Source organism: Aeromicrobium wangtongii (assembly GCF_024584515.1).
GTDB classification, from domain to species: Bacteria; Actinomycetota; Actinomycetes; order Propionibacteriales; family Nocardioidaceae; genus Aeromicrobium; species Aeromicrobium wangtongii.
The window spans coordinates 1,601,332-1,619,419 of sequence record NZ_CP102173.1; the positions used below are offsets into that span (position 1 = coordinate 1,601,332).

At 69.8% G+C, this 18,088-nt stretch carries 16 protein-coding genes and 1 tRNA gene; 8 read left to right on the forward strand and 9 right to left on the reverse strand.

Annotated elements, in window-relative coordinates; genetic code table 11:
- Positions 1–19: 19 nt before the first annotated feature.
- On the forward strand, positions 20–889 hold the full coding sequence (locus tag NQV15_RS07960; RefSeq protein ID WP_232399287.1) for an alpha/beta fold hydrolase: 870 nt from the start codon (positions 20–22) through the stop codon (positions 887–889).
- 89 nt (positions 890–978) lie between these two features.
- Here the strand turns inward: NQV15_RS07960 and NQV15_RS07965 are convergent.
- Positions 979–1,052 (reverse strand) — tRNA-Gly (locus NQV15_RS07965).
- Positions 1,053–1,189: 137 nt separating this feature from the next.
- Between NQV15_RS07965 and NQV15_RS07970 the strand changes: the two genes are divergently transcribed.
- Both NQV15_RS07970 and NQV15_RS07975 read left to right on the forward strand, forming a co-directional pair.
- Complete coding sequence (locus tag NQV15_RS07970; protein ID WP_232399288.1) at positions 1,190–1,819, forward strand: hypothetical protein; 630 nt, start codon at positions 1,190–1,192, stop codon at positions 1,817–1,819.
- Positions 1,820–1,885: 66 nt separating this feature from the next.
- Positions 1,886–2,593 (forward strand): FadR/GntR family transcriptional regulator, encoded by a 708-nt coding sequence (locus NQV15_RS07975; protein WP_232399289.1) that lies wholly within the window; start codon positions 1,886–1,888, stop codon positions 2,591–2,593.
- A gap of 27 nt (positions 2,594–2,620) precedes the next feature.
- On the opposite strand, the gene NQV15_RS07980 is transcribed toward NQV15_RS07975, so the two are convergent.
- From NQV15_RS07980 to NQV15_RS07995, 4 genes are all read right to left on the reverse strand, one after another.
- Positions 2,621–3,817 carry an amidase gene (locus NQV15_RS07980; protein WP_232399290.1) on the reverse strand — a complete coding sequence of 399 codons (1,197 nt, stop codon included), beginning with the start codon at positions 3,815–3,817 and terminating at the stop codon, positions 2,621–2,623.
- Between the two features lie 50 nt (positions 3,818–3,867).
- On the reverse strand, positions 3,868–5,688 hold the full coding sequence (locus NQV15_RS07985) for a hydantoinase B/oxoprolinase family protein (RefSeq protein WP_232399291.1): 1,821 nt from the start codon (positions 5,686–5,688) through the stop codon (positions 3,868–3,870).
- A complete protein-coding gene (locus tag NQV15_RS07990; RefSeq protein ID WP_232399292.1) occupies positions 5,685–7,766 on the reverse strand; it encodes a hydantoinase/oxoprolinase family protein in 2,082 nt (693 codons plus the stop codon). The genes NQV15_RS07985 and NQV15_RS07990 overlap by 4 nt, the downstream gene beginning before the upstream one ends.
- A 149-nt stretch (positions 7,767–7,915) precedes the next feature.
- Positions 7,916–8,866 carry an alpha/beta fold hydrolase gene (locus tag NQV15_RS07995; RefSeq protein ID WP_232399293.1) on the reverse strand — a complete coding sequence of 317 codons (951 nt, stop codon included), beginning with the start codon at positions 8,864–8,866 and terminating at the stop codon, positions 7,916–7,918.
- Between the two features lie 38 nt (positions 8,867–8,904).
- Between NQV15_RS07995 and NQV15_RS08000 the strand changes: the two genes are divergently transcribed.
- Positions 8,905–10,377 carry a protein adenylyltransferase SelO gene (locus NQV15_RS08000; RefSeq protein ID WP_232399294.1) on the forward strand — a complete coding sequence of 491 codons (1,473 nt, stop codon included), beginning with the start codon at positions 8,905–8,907 and terminating at the stop codon, positions 10,375–10,377.
- 40 nt (positions 10,378–10,417) lie between these two features.
- On the opposite strand, the gene NQV15_RS08005 is transcribed toward NQV15_RS08000, so the two are convergent.
- Positions 10,418–10,870, reverse strand: coding sequence for a DUF1801 domain-containing protein (locus NQV15_RS08005; protein WP_232399295.1), 453 nt, complete (start codon positions 10,868–10,870; stop codon positions 10,418–10,420).
- 12 nt (positions 10,871–10,882) lie between these two features.
- Entirely contained in the window at positions 10,883–12,616 is a 1,734-nt protein-coding gene (locus tag NQV15_RS08010) for a DEAD/DEAH box helicase (protein ID WP_232399296.1), read from the reverse strand.
- 95 nt (positions 12,617–12,711) lie between these two features.
- Here NQV15_RS08010 and NQV15_RS08015 point away from each other — a divergent pair, with 95 nt between their 5' ends.
- Both NQV15_RS08015 and NQV15_RS08020 read left to right on the forward strand, forming a co-directional pair.
- Positions 12,712–13,101 (forward strand): OsmC family protein, encoded by a 390-nt coding sequence (locus tag NQV15_RS08015; RefSeq protein WP_232399297.1) that lies wholly within the window; start codon positions 12,712–12,714, stop codon positions 13,099–13,101.
- Positions 13,102–13,195: 94 nt separating this feature from the next.
- A complete protein-coding gene (locus NQV15_RS08020) occupies positions 13,196–14,134 on the forward strand; it encodes a class II glutamine amidotransferase (RefSeq protein ID WP_232399298.1) in 939 nt (312 codons plus the stop codon).
- A 69-nt stretch (positions 14,135–14,203) separates the two neighbouring features.
- On the opposite strand, the gene NQV15_RS08025 is transcribed toward NQV15_RS08020, so the two are convergent.
- Both NQV15_RS08025 and NQV15_RS08030 read right to left on the reverse strand, forming a co-directional pair.
- On the reverse strand, positions 14,204–15,004 hold the full coding sequence (locus tag NQV15_RS08025) for an ABC-2 transporter permease (protein WP_232399299.1): 801 nt from the start codon (positions 15,002–15,004) through the stop codon (positions 14,204–14,206).
- The gene (locus tag NQV15_RS08030; RefSeq protein WP_232399300.1) at positions 15,001–15,942 is read right to left on the reverse strand and encodes an ABC transporter ATP-binding protein; all 942 of its coding nucleotides are present in this window, start codon (positions 15,940–15,942) and stop codon (positions 15,001–15,003) included. Before NQV15_RS08030 ends, NQV15_RS08025 begins: the two co-directional genes overlap by 4 nt.
- A 212-nt stretch (positions 15,943–16,154) precedes the next feature.
- Here NQV15_RS08030 and NQV15_RS08035 point away from each other — a divergent pair, with 212 nt between their 5' ends.
- Both NQV15_RS08035 and NQV15_RS08040 read left to right on the forward strand, forming a co-directional pair.
- Complete coding sequence (locus NQV15_RS08035; protein WP_232399301.1) at positions 16,155–17,333, forward strand: sensor histidine kinase; 1,179 nt, start codon at positions 16,155–16,157, stop codon at positions 17,331–17,333.
- Positions 17,330–18,016 carry a response regulator transcription factor gene (locus NQV15_RS08040; RefSeq protein ID WP_232399302.1) on the forward strand — a complete coding sequence of 229 codons (687 nt, stop codon included), beginning with the start codon at positions 17,330–17,332 and terminating at the stop codon, positions 18,014–18,016. The genes NQV15_RS08035 and NQV15_RS08040 overlap by 4 nt, the downstream gene beginning before the upstream one ends.
- Positions 18,017–18,088 lie beyond the last annotated feature (72 nt).

Here is an 18,088-nt window from a genome sequence, read left to right on the forward strand (position 1 = left end):
CACCCACAAGGAGAACACCATGTCCATCCACCGCCCCCTCACACGCACCAAGATCGTGACCTCCGGCATGGCCCTCGCGGCCGTCGTCGGCCTGAGCGCGACGGCCCCGGCGTTCGCGTCATCGTCCGGCGACTCCACCCACACGGCGGCGGCTCGCACCGCCGCCAAGCCCACCATCGTGCTGGTCCACGGTGCCTGGGCCGACTCGTCGAGTTTCGCGCCGGTCACCAAGAAGCTGCAGAAGGACGGGTACACCGTCCTCAGTGCACCGAACCCGCTGCGTGGCCTGCGCCAGGACTCGGCCAACGTCGCGACGTTCGTCAACGCGGCCACCAAGGGCCCCGTCGTGCTCGTCGGTCACTCGTACGGAGGCAGCGTGATCACCAACGCGGCCACCAAGACGCCGCGGGTCAAGGCGCTGGTCTACGTCGACGCCTACGCACCTGCGAAGGGGGAGAGCGTCATCGACCTGACCGGCGCCAAGCCCGGTTCGGCGTTCGCGGTGAAGGACCCGACCACGGTGTTCAACTTCGTCCCCTACGCGAACGCGCCGAAGGGTGACGTCGACGCCTACGTCAAGCCCGAGCTGTTCAAGAGCACCTTTGCCGCGAAGCTGCCCACCTCGCACACGAAGGTGCTCGCGGCGAGCCAGAGCCCGATCGCGCTGAGCGCGCTGCAGGCCCCGTCGAAGACTCCTGCCTGGAAGAAGATCAAGAGCTACTTCTTCGTCGGCACCCGCGACAAGGTGCTGCCCGCGGCCCAGCAGATCGCGATGGCCAAGCGCGCCGAGGGTGTGATCGTCACGCGCAAGGCTGACCACCTGTCGATGCTGGAGAAGCCCAAGCAGATCACGACGCTGATCGAGCGGGCCGCCCGCCACGCCAGGTAGCGGCTCCACCGGAGGGCTCCTGCCCGGGCGACCACCCGGGCGGGAGCCCTTCATCGAGCGCCCAGCCGTCGATCCGGCGGAAGGAAGCGTGGAGCGGACGCGAGGATTTGAACCTCGACCCATTCCCTGGAAGGGAAGCGTGCTGCAACTACACCACGTCCGCGACGTCAGCCGTCGAAGGCTGACCCGCCCAAGTATGGACCGTCCGGTGCCCCGCCGGCCGGGAGGGTATGACGAGTTCGTTGACAGCCTTTCGCCCGGGTTCCACACTGGGGCCAACCCCTAGCCCATGGTGGATCCGTGAAACGCACGCCCGTCGTCCTCGTGGCCGTTGCCGTCGCTGGTCTGGCGACCGCCGGAATCGTCGCCGTCGTGAGCGGCGACGCAGCGGGTTCGAAGCCCGGGGGCACACCTCCTGCGGCCGCCATCGCACCCGAGGCGGAGCCGTCGCGCCAGTTCGATCGCGACACGCTGGAGCGTCAGGCGAAGGAGCAGGCCGATCAGACCGCGCAGGCGCAGGACGCGCTCGCGGACCAGGTGAGAAAGCGGGCCGATGAGCTCGGGGCGGCTGCGTCGTCGAGGCCCCACCAGCTCCAGGTGACCATCAGCGAGCAGAAGCCGTATGACGCCTACATGCCGGGGGACCGGCCGGGTCAGTGCGTGCGCGCCTCCTTGGCGCCGGCGAGCCTGGTCGTGACAGACGCCGCGGCCACGTCCTCGACCCCGCTGGCGGACCAGGCCCTGCCCGCGACGGCTCGCCTGACCCCTGGCGGCACCTGCGAGGCGCGGATGAGCGTCGAGGTGCCCAGGGCCGCGATGTACCACCTCGGGGTGGCGATCATGGGACGTGGGATCAAGGGGCCGACCGACCCCGGTGGCACCGAGGTCCAGGCCGGAGTGAGCCCGCAGCGAGTCGTCGTGGTGGGCTGACGTCGCCCACGTCCCGGCACGGTGGGCCCGGTCCGTGATTGACTTCACGGGAACGGAAGGACGTGCATGACCAAGGGGAAGCTTCCCGCCTACGAAGTCGTGGCGGCAGAGATCCGGCAACGGATCCTCTCCGGTGAGTTCGCGCCGGGAGAGCGGCTGCCCAGCGAGGCCGAGCTGATCGAGTCGTCGGGCAACAGCCGCAGCACGATCCGCGAGGCGATGCGCACGCTGGCCAGTGAGAACCTGGTCTACACGACCCGTGGGACGACCGGCGGCACCTTCGTGGCCAGCCCGGACGTCGCAGCCATCACCTCGCACCTCGAGAACAGCGTGACCCTCATGGCCGCCGCGCTGTCGGTCACCGTCGAGCAGCTGATGGACGTGCGCCAGCTCACCGAGGTCCATGCGGCAGGACGCGCGGCGCACCACCGGACCGAGGAGCAGATGGCCACGATGCGCCGATCCGTCGACTCGGCCGCCCTCGAGACCGACTACGCCGGCCACCAGGACTTCCACATGCAGATCCTGCACGCGTCCGGCAACCCCATGCTCGAGCTGGTGTGCGCGCCCGTCTTCCGGGTGCTCAGTCGTCGGTTCGTGGCGGACCGGGCGGCGGCGGACTTCTGGGAGGCCTCGCAGGCCGAGCACCGCGCGATCATGGCGGCCATCGAGTCGCAGGACTCGCTGACCGCCATGTCGCTGATGCAGCGGCACCTGCACCGCATCGAGGACGCGTACAAGGAGATGGAGCTGCTCACCAGCCCGGTGAGCTGAACCCCACGTCCGTGCCGCTCCGGGCGCTCAGAGGCAGACGGGCGGTCGGCGCGTGTGCCAGTCGGTCTCGGACTGGTAGAGACGGCCGATCGTGAACAACGCCTCCTCGTCGCAGTGGGCAGCGGTGAGCTGGGCGCCCACCGGCATCCCGGAGCCGGCGTGGAAGCCGACCGGCAGCGACATCGTCGGCCCGTTGTGCAGCGACCACGGGTACGACAGCTGGCCCAGCCGCACCGACTGGGTCAGCACCGCCTCCTCCTCGCGCGCGAACGGGACGTCGACCGGAAGGGTGGGTGTGACCACCACGTCGACACTCTCCAGAACCTGCCGCATCCCGGCCCGGAAGTCGCTGCGCGCTCGAGCGGCGGCGCGGTGCTGGTCCGCCGTGATGAACACGCCCTGGCGTATCCGCTGCAAGGTCGGCGGCTGGAAGCGCTCCGGTTCCTCCAGCCGCTCTCGGTGCAGCTGCGCCAGGTCGTGGTACAGCAGCGTGTAGACGTGGCTCTGTGCCTCGTCGGCCAACGGGATGTCGATCTCGACGACCTCCAGGCCGAGGTCGCCCAGGTGCTGGACGAAATCGGCGACGGCCCGCGCGACGTCCGGATCCACGTCGTCGGTGACGAACCGCCGCGGCACCCCCACCCGCCGGGGGGCGGGACGGGTGCTTCGGGGCGTCTCGCACAGGACGTCGAACGTCCGCGCGACCAGGTCGACGGTGCGGGCCATCGGGCCGACGGTGTCGAAGTCCGGGCTGACGGGGAAGACGCCGGTCATGTCCAGGATGCCCGGCGTGGGTCGCAGGCCGACCACGCCGCAGGCGGCGGCCGGCAGCCGGACCGAGCCCCCGCTGTCGGTGCCCAGGGCGATGTCGACCAGGCCGGCCGCGACCGCCGCTCCCGACCCACCACTTGAACCAGCCGGAACCCGCCGCGGGTCCCACGGGTTGCGCGGCCCGCCGGCGGCCGAGTTCTGCGATGTCACGCCGACGGCGAACTCGGCCAGGTTGAGGGTGGCGACCACGGCGGCGCCCGCGGCGCGCAGGCGCCGCACGACGGTGGCGTCCTCGTCGGCCACCCGGTCGGCGAAGAAGGTGGAGGCGCACGTGGAGCGAACCCCACCGACGTCGATGTTGTCCTTGACCCCGAGGGTGAGTCCAGCCAGCGGACCGGCCGCCGTCTCACCCGGCTCCACCCAGGTGATGACGGAGTTGATGGCCTCGTCCACCCTCAGGTGCCCGGGGGAGGGGGCCGTGCGGCCCCCTCCCAGCACGGTGCTCAGACCGCGGCCCTCGCAGCCCGCAACCGCTCCGTGCCGGCCTCGTCGATCGTCCACGTCTGCGTGTCGACGACGACACCGTAGTCGCGCGCGGCGTCCTCGGCCGTCAGGTACTCGTCCCACACGTCGGAGAGCACCTTGAACGCATCCCGCTCGAACGGGTCGCCGAACCCTCCGCCGGAGGGCATCTTGATGTCCAGCGTGTCGCCCGAGCGGATCATCTCCTGGGTGACCTTGGAGTACAGCACCTCTTCGCGATCGGTGCCGACGTTGCGGACGAACGAGCCCGAGACGCCGTCGTGACCGCCCAGCGCGCCGGCCGGCGGGTCGGAGCGGTTGTCGGCCTCCGAGCCCAGGAACGTGTCGGTGAGCATCAACCAGCTGCGGTGGCTGCCGATGCCGCCGCGCCACTTGCCGGGCGCCGGGGCGTCGTCCCTCAGCTCGTAGCGCAGCGCGCGCATCGCGTGGTTGAGCTCGAGCTCCTCGATCGGGTTGTTGCGGGTGTTGGCCATCAGGGCGTCGACGGCGTCCATGCCGTCCTTGCCCTGGCGACCGCCGTAGGAGCCCTCGTTGATCTCGATGTAGACCCAGTACGACTCGCCGTCGTCGGCCAGACCCGAGTAGGCGATCGCGCACAGCGCCGCCGACGAGCCCGCGATCGCGTGGTCCGGGAGCACCGGGGCCAGCGCCAGGTTGATCGAGTCGAAGACCCGGTTGACCTGGGAGAAGCGCGCGAAGCACGACGCCGGGAAGTCCGGGTTGAAGATCGTGCCCTCGGGGGCGTACGCCTTCACCGGCCGGAAGCAGCCGTCGTTCTGCGGCACGTACTCGTCGATCACGGCCTCGTCCAGCAAGATGGTGCGGATCGCGCTGACCGCCACCGGCAGCACCGAGCCCTCGAAGGGCACGTTGAAGGCGGTCGGCACCTGGGGGCTCGACCCGGTGAGGTCGATCAGGATCTCGTCGCCCTCGACCTGCACCCGCACGGCCACGGCGACCGGGACGTCCCGGTTCTTGCCGTCGTCGTCGAGGTAGCCCACGGGAGCCTCGTAGCTGCCGTCGGGGATGGCCCGGATGCGCGAGCGGAGCATCTCCTCGGAGTAGTCCATCCAGCGCTCGGCCGAGCTCATGACGACGTCCAGGCCGTACTTCTCCAGCATCTCGACGAAGCGCTTCTCGCCGATCCGTGCCGAGGCGATGAGGGCCTCGAGGTCGCCACGGTTCTGCTCGGGGGTGCGCACGTTGTCGAGGATGTGCTGGATGAGCGCGTCGTTGCGCACGCCGCCGTCGTAGATCTTCATCGAGTCGATCAGCTTGCCTTCGGCCCAGACGTCCACGACGTCCATGCAGAGGCCGGGGAAGTTGCCGCCGATGTCGGAGACGTGGCCGGTGCACCCGGCGAAGCCGACGTGCTCGCCCTCCCAGAAGATCGGGATGACGACGCCGTAGTCGGGGGAGTGCGCCGCACCGTGGTACGGGTGGTTGTGCAGGACCACGTCGCCGGGCTTGTACGTGCCGGCCAGACGACGGTTGATCCCGCGGATGTACGCCGGGATCGAGCCGCAGTGCATCGGCGTCGAGTCCGACTCGCACAGCTCGCGGCCGTTGACGTCGAACAGGCCGGCGCCGAGGTCCTCGGACTCCCTGATCAGGCTGGAGTAGGCCATCCGGTACAGGACCTGAGCCATCTCCTTGGCCGTGGAGTCGAGGGCGCCGCCGATGACCCGCAGGGTGATCGGGTCGACCTCGACGTCGTTCCAGGTGCGCGTGGCCTCACCGGCGAGGGAGACACCGGTCGTGGGCATGACGTCCTTGCTCATGCGGAAGCCCTTTCGATGATGATGTGGCCGACCTTGTCGATCGTGGCCTGCTGGCCGATGCCGATGATGGTCGTGGAGTCGAACTGCTCGACGATCGCCGGACCGGTGAAGGTGTTGCCGGCCAGCAGCTTCTCGCGCTGGTAGACCGGTGTGTCGACCCACACGGGGTCGGCGGAGTCGCGCTCCCAGAACAGGGCGCGGGTGGTGGTCTTGATCGCCCCGGAGGCGTCCGTGCCGCCGGACTCGATCTCCTGGATCTCGACGTGCGGCACCGTGCCGACGCCGGTGACCCGGATGTTGACGAGCTGGACCGACTTGTCGTCGAAGCGCTGTGAGTACGTGCGGCCGTGTGCCTCGTGGAAGGCGTCGGCGACCTGCTGCACCCACTCGGTGGTGATCTCGCCGGCCGGGGCCGGCACGCGCAGCTCGTACCCCTGGCCGACGTAGCGGCAGTCGACGCTGCGCTCGAGGCTCACGTCCTGCTCGGGGATGCCGTCGGCGCGGAGCTGGTCGCCGGCCTCGGTGGCCAGACGGTCCATCTCCGACTGGAGCAGCGCCAGGTCCGGGTCGTCCGAGGCCGTCCAGACCGTGGTGGGCACCTCGTAGCGGATGTCGGTGGTCAGCAGCCCCACCGCGGAGGTGATGCCGGGGTGGCCCGGCACGATGACGCGCGGGATGCTCAGCTGCTCGGCGATCTGCCACGCGTACAGCGGCCCGGCGCCGCCCTCGGCGACGAGGGAGAAGTCGCGGGGGTCGTATCCCTTGCGCACCGAGTGCAGGCTGATCGCCTCAGTCATCGAGTGGCTCAGGATCGTGAAGATGCCCATCGCGGCCTTCTCGATGCTGGTGCCGAGCTTCTCGGCGATCTGCTCGCGGACCGCGTCCACGGCCAGGTCGCGCTTCACGGCCATCGTGCCGGACAGGAAGCTGTCCTCGCGGAGCCAGCCCATCACCATCATCGCGTCGGTGGAGGTGGGCTCCACGCCGCCGCGGTCGTAGCAGGCGGGGCCCGGGTACGCGCCGGCGCTGCGCGGGCCGACGCGGAACATGCCGCCCTCGTCCACGACGGCGACCGAGCCGCCGCCCGCACCGATGGTGTCGACCTCGGCCATCGGGATCATCGCGTGGTAGTCGCCGATCCGGGTGTCGAGGAGGTGCTTCATCCGCAGCCGGCCGTCAGGGGCGACGCCGACGTCAGCGGAGGTGCCGCCCACGTCGAGGGTGATGACGCTCGGGAATCCCGATGCCTTGCCGATCGCGCATCCGCCCAGCAGGCCGGCGACCACGCCGCTGGTGAGCAGCGAGACCGGGATCTCGCTGGCGCTGCGGGCGGTGACCAGGCCGCCGGCCGAGGTCATCAGGTGCACGTCCTCGCCGACCTTCGCGGCGGCGGCCTTGTCGGCCAGGTTCGCGACGTAGGTGGAGGTCTTGGGGCCGACGAAGGCGTTCAGGGCCGTCGTGGAGAAGCGCTCGTACTCGCGGTACTGGGGAGCGACCTCGCTGGACAGCGAGATGAAGACCTCGGGGTACTCCTCGAGGATGATCTCCTTGACCCGCTGCTCGTGGGACGGGTTGCGGTAGGCGTGCAGGAAGGCGACCGCGATGGCCTCGACCTGGCGCTCGCGCAGCACGCGCACCTCACGACGCACGGCTTCCTCGTCGAGCGGGGTGATGACGTTGCCGGCGGCGTCGATGCGCTCGGGGACCGTGCGGCGGTTGCGCCGGGGGACCAGCTGCCACTTCTGCCACGGCAGGTCCTGGTAGTTGGAGTAGTTCAGCGGGCGCTTCTTGCGCGCGATGTGCAGCAGGTCGCGGAAGCCGTCGGTGGTGATCATGCCGACGTCGCTGCCGTTGTGCTCCAGGACGATGTTGGTGGCCACGGTCGTGCCGTGGAAGAACATGTCGATCTCACTGGGATCGATCCCGGCCTGCTCGGCCAGGACCTTGATGCCGTCCATGGTTCCGATGGAGGGATCATGATTGGTCGAGGGCGTCTTGTGCACGGTGACCGTGCCGTCGTCGTCCCACAACACGAGGTCAGTGAACGTGCCACCGACGTCGACTCCGATTCGCTTCATGCTCATCCGTTCTGCGGTCGTCACTAGGGGAGCTCCATAGTGACCCGCACCACGCCCGGAAATCAATACCTCTGACAATTAAGTTTGTTTTGGTCGCAAGTCGCGGCAAAAAGACCTTGCGATCCCGCAAAGAGCAGAGGAATAGCGGCTCACGTCCTGCGGCCGTCGAACTTCAGGAGGCTCTCGACCAGCGCTTCCGGGTTCTCCTCGGCGATCCAGTGACCCGCATCGGCGATGCCGACGACGGTGACGTCATCGGCCAGCTCGCGTCCGATGTCCTCGGCCGCGTCGGCGTGCGCCAGGCTCGCCGTCCCGTACAGGCCGAGGCATGGGATCGTCAGCTTCCCGCCGTCGCGCACGGCGGCGCGGATGTCGTCGGCGTCCTGGTCGAAGGCGCGGTAGAGGTCGAAGCCGGCGCGCATGGCCCCGGCCTGCGCGTAGGCGGTCGCGTACGCATCGGTGTCGACGGCCATTGGCCTGGCCGCGTGGCGGTCGAAGAAGTACTGCAGGTAGAGGCGCTCCCGGCCGGCGACCAGCGCCTCGGGCAGGTCCAGCAGGGCGTGGAAGTTGTAGTGCCACTCGATGGCGGAGTTCCTCAACCGGTCGAACACCGCGGTGCCCGGTTGGCTGGCCTCGCCGTACCCCAGCGCCCGCGTGGCGTCGCGATACCGGAACGCGTACGCGGTGGCGACCATCGAGCCGATGTCGAGGCCGAGCACGAACGCCGGCCGCCGCAGACCGAGGTGCTCGTGCAGGAGGAGGTGGATGTCCTCGGCCATGGTCCATTTCGAGTAGCCGGCCCGCGGGAGCGTCACACCACCGCGCAGGTCCGCCGTCCTCCCCGGGCCGTCGCTGGGACGCGAGGAGTGACCGGCCCCGCGGTAGTCGGGAGCGATCACCCGGTACCCGGCGTCCGCCAGCGGCCCCAGCACATGGCGCCACTGCCACGCCGTCTGCGGATAACCGTGCAGCAGCACGAGGGTGTCGTCCCCGTCGCCGCAGTCGTAGTAGTGCAGTCGGACCCCGGTCTCCAGGTAGGCAGAGGCCGTCATGGTGCCGATGCCGTCGCCGGCCCTGCGGGCATTCACTGTGGGCTCCATGACGAGAGCCTAGGCGCGCTCGCGACGACGTGCCGCTGATGAGGCCCGCGACTACGCTGGACGGGGTGACGACGACTCCGGTGACGCTTCCAATCGGCAACCAGTTCGCGTCCGAGCTGCCCGAGCTGGCGGTGCCGTGGCAGTCGGACGAGACGCCGGACCCCCGGTTGCTCGTGCTCAACGAGGCGCTGGCCTCCGAGCTCGGTCTCGACGCGGACGCGCTGCGCAGCGCCGACGGCCTCGGGCTGCTCACCGGCACGACGGTGCCGCCGGGCGCCACGCCGGTCGCCCAGGGGTACGCGGGCCACCAGTTCGGCGGCTATGCGCCGCGCCTCGGTGACGGGCGTGCCCTCCTGATCGGCGAGCTGACCGACCGTGAGGGACGACTGCGCGACCTGCACCTCAAGGGGTCCGGACGTACCCCGTTCTCGCGTGGGGGAGACGGCCTCGCCGCCGTCGGCCCGATGCTGCGCGAGTACGTCGTGAGCGAGGCCATGCACGCCCTGGGTGTGCCGACGACGCGCGCGCTGGCAGTGGTCGCGACCGGTCGGGACGTGCGGCGCGAGACCGTCCTGCCCGGTGCCGTGCTGGCGCGGGTCGCGAGCAGCCACCTGCGGGTGGGCAGCTTCCAGTACGTCGCCGCGTCCGGCGACGTCGAGCTGCTGCGACGGCTGGCCGATCACGCGATCGCCCGTCACCACCCGGCGGCAGCGGGCGCCGAGCACCCGTACCGGGCGCTGTTCGAGGCCGTCGTCGCCGCCCAGGCCGACCTGGTGGCGCGGTGGATGCTGGTGGGCTTCGTCCACGGCGTCATGAACACCGACAACATGACGATCTCCGGCGAGACCATCGACTACGGGCCGTGCGCGTTCATCGAGTCCTTCGATCCCGGGGCGGTGTTCAGCTCGATCGACACCGGCGGACGCTACGCGTACGGCAACCAGCCCGCGGCCGCGGAGTGGAACCTCGCCCGGTTCGCCGAGGCGCTGCTGCCGCTGCTCGCGGACGACCAGGAGCGTGCGGTCGAGCTCGCGGTGGAGTCGCTCGGCATGTTCCGCTCCAGGTACGCAGCCAGCTACTCCGCGGGCTTCGCGGCCAAGCTCGGCCTCACCGGGGCGGACGCCGCGCTGGGCGATGAGCTGCTGGGGCTGTTCCACGCGAGCCACGTCGACTGGACCGGCGGCTTCCGCGCGCTGTCGTCCGCGGCCCGCGGCGACACCGCTCCCGTCCGCGATCTGTTCATCGATCTGGCCGGCATCGACGACTGGCTCGCCCGCTGGCGCGCTCTCGATCCTGACCCAGCCCTGATGGACCGGACGAACCCCGTCCACATCCCGCGCAACCACCTGGTGGAGGAGGCGCTCGACGCCGCGACCGCCGGCGAGCCGGACCTGGTCGAACAGCTCGTGGACGTCGTGCGGCGCCCGTTCGAGCAGCGTCCGGGCCTGGAGCGCTACGCCGCCCCGGCCCCGCAGGATTTCGGCCGGTACATCACCTACTGCGGCACCTGATCGGACAGGGGCGCCCCACGTCTCCGGCAGACGAGACGGACTACTCCTGGGCCGCCCGGCGGATCAGCGCGGCGAGGTGGTCCCATGCCTTCTGACTCGGATCGGTCAGGGCGTACGAGGTCGCCCACACGCCGTCCGGCTCGTCCAGGTCTGCTTGGGCGCTGAAGCCGAAGGTCGAGTAGCGCTCCTTGTCCTGCTGGCCGCTGCGGAAGAAGCAGACGACCTTGCCGTTGCGGGCGTACCCGGGTTGCCCGTAGTACAGCTTCGGCTGGAGGGTCGGCGCGACGTCCGTGACGATGTCATGGACGCGCTGGGCGAGCTCGCGGTCACCGTCCGGCATGCCGGCGATCTTCGCCCGCACGTCCTCGGCGTCGGCTGCCGCCTTGTCCTTGGCCCGGCTGTTCCGGGCCTGCTTCTTGAGCTCGGCCGCCCGTTCCTTGACCGCCGTGCGCTCCTGCTCCGAAAGCGTGCCGTCCTCGTCCATGCCGTTCATGTTGTCACGCTGTCAGCCGTCGTTCGTCGTCATGGCCGTGGGTGGCAGCCAGTCGGCCCCGAGGAGCTGGGCGATGTCGGTGAGGCCGGCGGTGTCGCTGCCTGCCGTGTCGGATGCTGCGGCGATGCGCTCGACCATGACCTTGCCGACCTGCTCCTCGACGGTGCCCTCGGCGTAGGCGATGTGCCACGGCGAGACCTGGTGATCGCGGTGGGTGCGGCCGGTCACCTGCCGTGCGGCGATGCCCGAGAAGCGGGCCTGGTGGAAGATGCCCACCCGCGGCTCGGTGCTCGACCGGCGTCCGTCCGGGAGGGTCTCGCCGGCGTGCAGGCTGATCGAGGCGACCGTCGTGAACACGCAGACCTTCGCCTCTCCGGTCTGGAACCGGAGCCGCTCGGCCTCGACGTCGAACCGGTCGCGACCGTAGATCGAGGCCACCTCGATGCCGGAGTCACGCAGCCGGTCGGCGATCGGATCGGCGGCGGTCGTGACGAACTCGACCGAGCACGCCACCTGGCGATCGGCCTGGACCTGCTGGCCTATCCAGGCGACCGTCGAGTCGACCCGGATCAGCCCCGCCTTCTGCCGGAAGCGCAGCAGCGCGGCCCGGCCCTTCGCAACACTGCGGCCGCGTCGCGCGATGTCCATCTCACGGCAGAACTCGCCCCATTCCGCCTCGTAGGCCGTCCGCTCTGTCGGTGTCAGGGTCACCGGCATGCCGGCGATCGGCACCGGCCCCCACGGCGCCGCGCGGTGCAGCATCGCCGGCGGCCGATCGTCCGAGAGCCAGCCCCGCACCAGCTTGAGGTCCGCCGCACGTCGCGCGGGATCGGTGGTCCACTCCGCTCCGTAGCGGCCGCGCTCCACCCCGACGCCGTGGCGCTCGAGCGCGGCGGCGAACACGCCGCCGGGCTGTGTCGCCGAGGTCCACTCCTTCATCGGCTCGCCGAGCACCTGCGCGTAGGCGGGCGCGAGGTAGGGCAGCTCGAGTGGCGTGTGGCCGGGTGTCGCGGTCGTCGCAATGACGAACGGCGCCTTGTCGTGCGGCTTGCCGTGCCCCGAGACCTTCGCCCAGAACTTCCACCGCTTCGTCGTCGTCCGTCGCAGTGCGTGGGCCTCGTCCGCGATGATCACGTCCCACGTGTGGTCCTTGACCTTCTCAAGCCGGTCCCACGTGATCACGACCCATTCGAGGCCACCGTCGCCCAGCGCGGTGATCGTGCGGCACCAGTGGCCGATCGTGATCGCCGCGGGACGGTCGGCCACGACAAGAACCCGCTGCGCACCGCGGAGGTCGCCGACCGCCGTCGCGCCGAGGACGGCCGAGATCGTTTTGCCCACGCCGGGCTCGTCGGCCAGGAGGAACAGGCGGCCACCGGCGGCGGCACGCTCGGCGATCGCGTCGGCCGCTTCGAACTGGATCTTCCGCGGCTCGAGGGCGCCGGTCGGCTCAGGGCTGGGCGTCGGGTCGTCGGGGTTCAGGGAGTTCTCGACGAACCGGCCGAGCGTGTACGCGCCGGGGGAGTACGGAGCGAGGTGCGGAGGCAGGGCGCGCCCGACGAACAGGTGGGTCTTGACCGCCGGGTGCCAGATGGCCCCGTCGACCTGCGTGCCGTAGGGCACGTCGAGCACCCACACCCGCTCGCCCGGCCCGGCGACCGGCAACGGCTGCGTGGCCTGTCGTGTCCCGCCACGACGTGGGGACGCGCTGCGCCGACGAGCACTGGATCGGCGGGAACTGGGCACCCCCGGACGTTACCCGGACCTCCGACTCGATCAGTGCTGGCTCGCCCGAGCCGGATCGCTCGACCTGGGGCATCAGGTGGCTGCACAATCGCCCCATGGACCTGTCCCCGCTGGGCGTACGTGCCGCCGCGGGCAGCCTGCGCTCGTCGGAAGGTGTCCTGCTCCACCACACCTGGACCGATGAAGGTGTCTCCGTCAGCCCGGCCGCCAACGGCGCGCACCTGCTGCACTTGTCAGTGGCGCTCTGCGTCCTGAACGACACGTACCGGGAGGCAGGCCGACTCGACGTCACGGTGGACGGCATCTGCGTCGAGGTCGACGGTGGCTTCGATGCCGAATGGCGATCAACCGGCATCGAGTACGCGGTCACGCTCGACTCCCGGGCCCCCGCAGCGGATCTGGCGCGCCTGAACGATGTGGTCGACAACATCGCCGAGATCCCTCGCGCGATCCGGGCCGGAGCCCGGGTCAACCGACGTCCCTGACGCAACGGTCGCTCACCCGCGCCCCTAGGCTGCTGAGGCGCGAAAAGCCGATCCAGATTCGACGAACCATCAGTGAGGGAACTTCATGTGCCGAGTGCTTGCCTACATCGGGCCGGAGATACCGGTGGAGAATCTGCTTCTCAAGCCCGAGAACAGTCTCGTCAACCAGACCCTCGACCCGGAGCGCCATCCGCAGCTTCAGCTCGCCGGCTGGGGTTTCGGGATCTGGAGCGAACATCTGCTGAAGACAGATGAGCCCCTGCTCTACCACCGACCGATGGCTGCGTTCTACGACGACAACGTGGCCGGCATCGTGCCGAGCCTCCAGGCCAGCACGCTGCTCGCCCATGTGCGAGCCGCCGACTACAACTCGGCCGCGGTCCTGGCCGACGAGAACTGCCACCCGTTCTCCTACCAGGGCACGCCGTGGATGATCGCTCAAAATGGTGATCTGCCGAACTGGAAGCTGTTGCAGCGTGAGCTGCTGCAGCACTGCAAGGACGAGTTCCTCAAGCAGATGCGCGGCACCACCGACACGGAGTTCCTCTACGTGCTGCTGCTCTCGCTGCTCGAGGACGACAGTGATGAAGGCGTTCAGCGTGGGTTCGAAGAGATGCTGAAGCTCATCGTCAAGGCCATGGACACCCTCGAGCTTCCGAGCCTGACCAAGCTGAAGATGGCCCTGGTCGCCCCGAACCGCATCATCGGAGTCAACTTCGGCACAGGACACCAGGGCGAGACCGACCCGGCGGGGGACTGGCAGGAACTGCGAAAGTCCGGCCCGGGGACCGACGATTTCGCGCTCTCGATGCTGCTGGAGCCGATGTATCTGCTGATGGGGCGCAACTTCGAGGACGACGAGACCACCTACGACTTCGAGGACTGCACGGAGGAAGAGGCGACGTCCGTCATCCTCGCCTCCGAGCCGCTGACCGAGAACGATGGCTGGTTGAACCTGGAGTTCGGGGAGATCGTCTTCCTCGAGAAGAAGGGCGAGAACATCACGAGGACCGTCGGCAGCTTGACGGTGTAGGGCGACGGCCAACCGCCCACCGCCTCGAGGAGGCAGTGGGCGGGCAGCGGGCGAGCGGATGGGTGCTGGTCATGCAGCGCGACGCTTGAACGCCACAGCGGCCGCGAGGAGCGGTACGACGATCCATGCGGCGAACACGGCCGCACCGGCGGCCGGGCTGAGGATGGACGCCTCCGGTGCCACCGCGGTGAACGAGCTTCCGGCGATGGACGGCAGGTACTGCAGGACCTGGTCGCGCGAGCCGGCCGGAAGCATGATCGTGCCGAGGGCCGGGACGAGGAAGATGATCGCGAACAGGACCGAGATGGCTCCTGCCGTGCTGCGCAACAGGGTGCCGATCGCGAGCCCCATCAGGGCGGTGCCGGTCAGGAACGCACCGGCACCGATCACGGCACGCAGGACGCCCGGGTCACCCAACGAGACCGTGTCGATGTCTCCGCTGGCGATCAGGGCCTGACCGGCGAAGAACGCGACGAAGGCACTCGCCCCGAGCGCGACCATCGTCGTGACCGCCAGCACCGCGACCTTGGCGCCGAACACGGGCAGCCGGGACGGCACCGAGGTCAGCGTGGTCCGGATCAGCCCGGTGCTGTACTCGCTGGTGATCACGAGGACACCAAGCACACCGATGATGAGCTGCGCGATCTGGACGCCGGCGAGGGCTGCGCCGGCGGTGTCGCCCTCGACATCGGTCTGCGTGCTGCCCAGCACCCCGCCGACCATGGCGGAGAAGATGAGGCCGATGAGCAGCAGCGCTGCCGCCGCGGAGGCGAGAGTGACCATGTTGCTGCGGATGGACCGGATCTTGGTCCACTCCGAGCGCATCACGCCGCTCATCGTGATGCGGCGGGGTTCGGTGTGGATGCTCATGAGAATGCCTTCTTGTCTGTGGAGTGAACGGTGGTGGTGGTCTCGCCGGTGTACTCGACGGCGTCGCGGGTGAGCTCCATGAACGCCTCCTCGAGGGAGGCCTGGTTGCTGCTCAGCTCGTGCACGGGGATCGACGCCTCGCCGGCCCGGGCCCCGATCTGCTCGGGGGTCAGGCCGATGACGTCCAGCGATCCGTCCGGCTCCGTCGTCACGGTGACGCCGTCGCCGGTGAGCAGCGGCTGCAGCAGTGCGGCCTGCGGGCTGCGGACGCGCACACTGCGGACGGAGCGACTCATGAGCTCGGCGACGGGCAGGTCTGCGATGAGCGTGCCGCGGCCGACGATCACGAGGTGCTCGGCGGTCATGGCCATCTCGGTCATCAGGTGGGAGGAGACGAACACGGTGCGGCCCTCGGCGGCTAGGCCGCGGAGCAGCTCGCGGATCCAGCGGATGCCCTCGGGGTCGAGGCCGTTGACCGGCTCGTCCAGCACCACCGTCTGCGGGTCCCCGAGCAGGGCGCCGGCGATCCCGAGGCGCTGCCCCATGCCGAGGGAGAATCCGCCCACCCGCTTCTTGGCGACGTCGGCGAGGCCGACCAGCTCGAGCATCTCGTCGACCCGGCGGGCCGGCAGTCCGTGGGTGTGGGCCTGGGCCAGGAGGTGATCGCGGGCCGACCGGCCGGGATGTGTCGCCCCGGCGTCCAGCAGGACGCCGAGCTCGTGCAGTGGCATGGAGTGCTCGCGGTACGGGCGGCCGTTGACGGTGGCGGTCCCGCCGGTCGGCTCCTCCAGACCGACCAGCATCCTCATGGTGGTCGACTTGCCGGCCCCGTTGGGCCCGAGGAAGCCGGTGACGACCCCGGGCTTCACGGTGATGGTGAGATCGTCCACCACCGTCTTGGAGCCGTACTGCTTGGTCAGGTGCTGAAGCTCGATCATGATGTTTCCCCTCAGGTGGCCGGCGCTTCCGGCGTTGAGAAAGAGCCTCGTCGTTCGGTGCCGCCGGGTCGTCGTCCTGGCGCAGACACCTGTTCCTGCTGCAGCCGGAGCAGCACGGCGACCATCCACGACCCGGGTACTGCGTCTGCGGTACCCCGGGCGTACTGCGTCGATACGACGCCGTGAGCGCTCGCGCTTCGTAGGCTGTGCGCATGCCAGGGCTCAGCGACGTGCGCGCATTCCACGACGATCACCCCGTGGTGTTCGACGCGCTGCTGGCGCTGGCGCTCATGCCGGTCGTGGTCTTCATCCCCGATTCGGCTCGCGCGGAGCCCTCGTCGTTGTCCGGCGCCGCTGCCGTCGTGGCCGTCCTGACCTGCGCCGCGCTGGCCTGGCGTCGCCGCCACCCGGGCGCTGTGCTCGTTGCCACCGTCGTGGGCGCCGCAGCGGTCATCCTCCTGGACGGGGGACCGTCGACGATCTCCTTCGTGCCATTCGTGGCGTTGTACTCGTTCGCGGTCGCGCACGGCTGGCTCAGCACGCTGGTCGGCTTCGCGGCGTCGGTGGTGGGGGTGGGGACCGCCGTGGCGCTGGCCACGACTCCGTGGCCGCCCGACTCCCGCGCCTTCCAGCACGTCTCGTCGTTCGCGGTCGCCGCCGCCGTGGGCATGACGGTCCGGGCGCGCCGCGCCTACGTCGTGGCGATCGAGGAACGCGCCGAGCGAGCCGAACGCACCCGCGAGCAGGAGGCCGCCCGGCGGGTGGCCGAGGAGCGGTTGCGCATCGCCCGCGAGCTCCACGACGTCATCGCCCACCGCGTCGCGATCGTGAACGTCCAGGCGTCGGTGGCTCGTCATCTCGTGCTGTCCGACCCGCCGGCCGCGCTGACGGCGATCGAGCACGTGCGAGAGGCGGGGAAGGCGATCCTCGATGAGCTGGGTGAGGTCCTGAATGTCCTGCGCCAGCACGATGACGAGGTGGACCCTCACACGCCTGCACCAGGTCTGGACCAGCTCGAGCACCTGGTCGCGTCCTTCCGGGCAGCGGGCATGAGCATCAGGCACTCGGTGTCCGGCAGTCCTCGCGCCATCGCCGGGGGAGCGGACCTCGTGGCCTACCGGGTTCTCCAGGAGGCGCTCACCAACGCACACAAGCACGGGACGGGAACCGCAACCATGACGATCTGTTACGAGCCGACCCACGTCGAGATCGAGGTGACCAATCCCGTCGGTGACGACGAGACGGATCACTCCGGAGGCACCGGCTTCGGCCTCATCGGGATGCGCGAACGCGTCGCCGCGGTCGGCGGGCAGATGGCCGCCCGGCACGGTGCTGACGGGCGTTTCGAGGTGTCGGTCCGGCTCCCCGACCGGGCAGGAGTGCACGCATGAGCATCCGTGTGGTCATCGCGGACGACCAAGGGCTGATCCGTGCAGGCTTCAGGTCGCTGATCGACTCCGCCCCGGACATGTGCGTGGTGGGCGAGGCCGCCAACGGGCAGGAGGCGGTCGACCTGATTCGGTCCGCCCGGGCCGATGTCGTCGTCATGGACATCCGCATGCCCGAGCTGGATGGTCTCGGAGCGACGCGCCTCATCTGCGCCGACGAGGACCTGGCCGGCGTCCGTGTCCTCATCCTGACCACCTTCGAGCTCGACGAGTACGTCCTCGAAGCCGTCGAGGCCGGTGCCAGCGGCTTTCTCGGCAAGAGCGTCGACCCGGAACAGCTGGTGCAGGCGATCCGGACATTGGCTGCCGGCGACGCCCTGCTCTCGCCCAAGGCCACCCGGGCCTTGATCAGCCGCTACGCGAGCACCGACGCGGCCGGCCCGACCGACGCCCTGGACTCGACGCTGTTGCCGGCGCTGACCGACCGAGAGCGCGAGGTGGTCGCCCTGGTGGCCCAGGGGCTGACCAACGACGACATCGCAGAGCGGCTGTTCGTGTCTCCGCTGACGGCCAAGACCCATGTGAACCGGGCGATGATGAAGGTGGGTGCGCGCGATCGCGCGCAGCTTGTCGTCATCGCGTACCAGAGCGGCCTCATCCGCCCCGGAACGGCACCACGACGCTGATCGAGCGGGCCGCCCGCACCAAGTAGCGGACCTCGACAGTGCCTAAGTCCTCTGTCCAGGACCCGATGACCT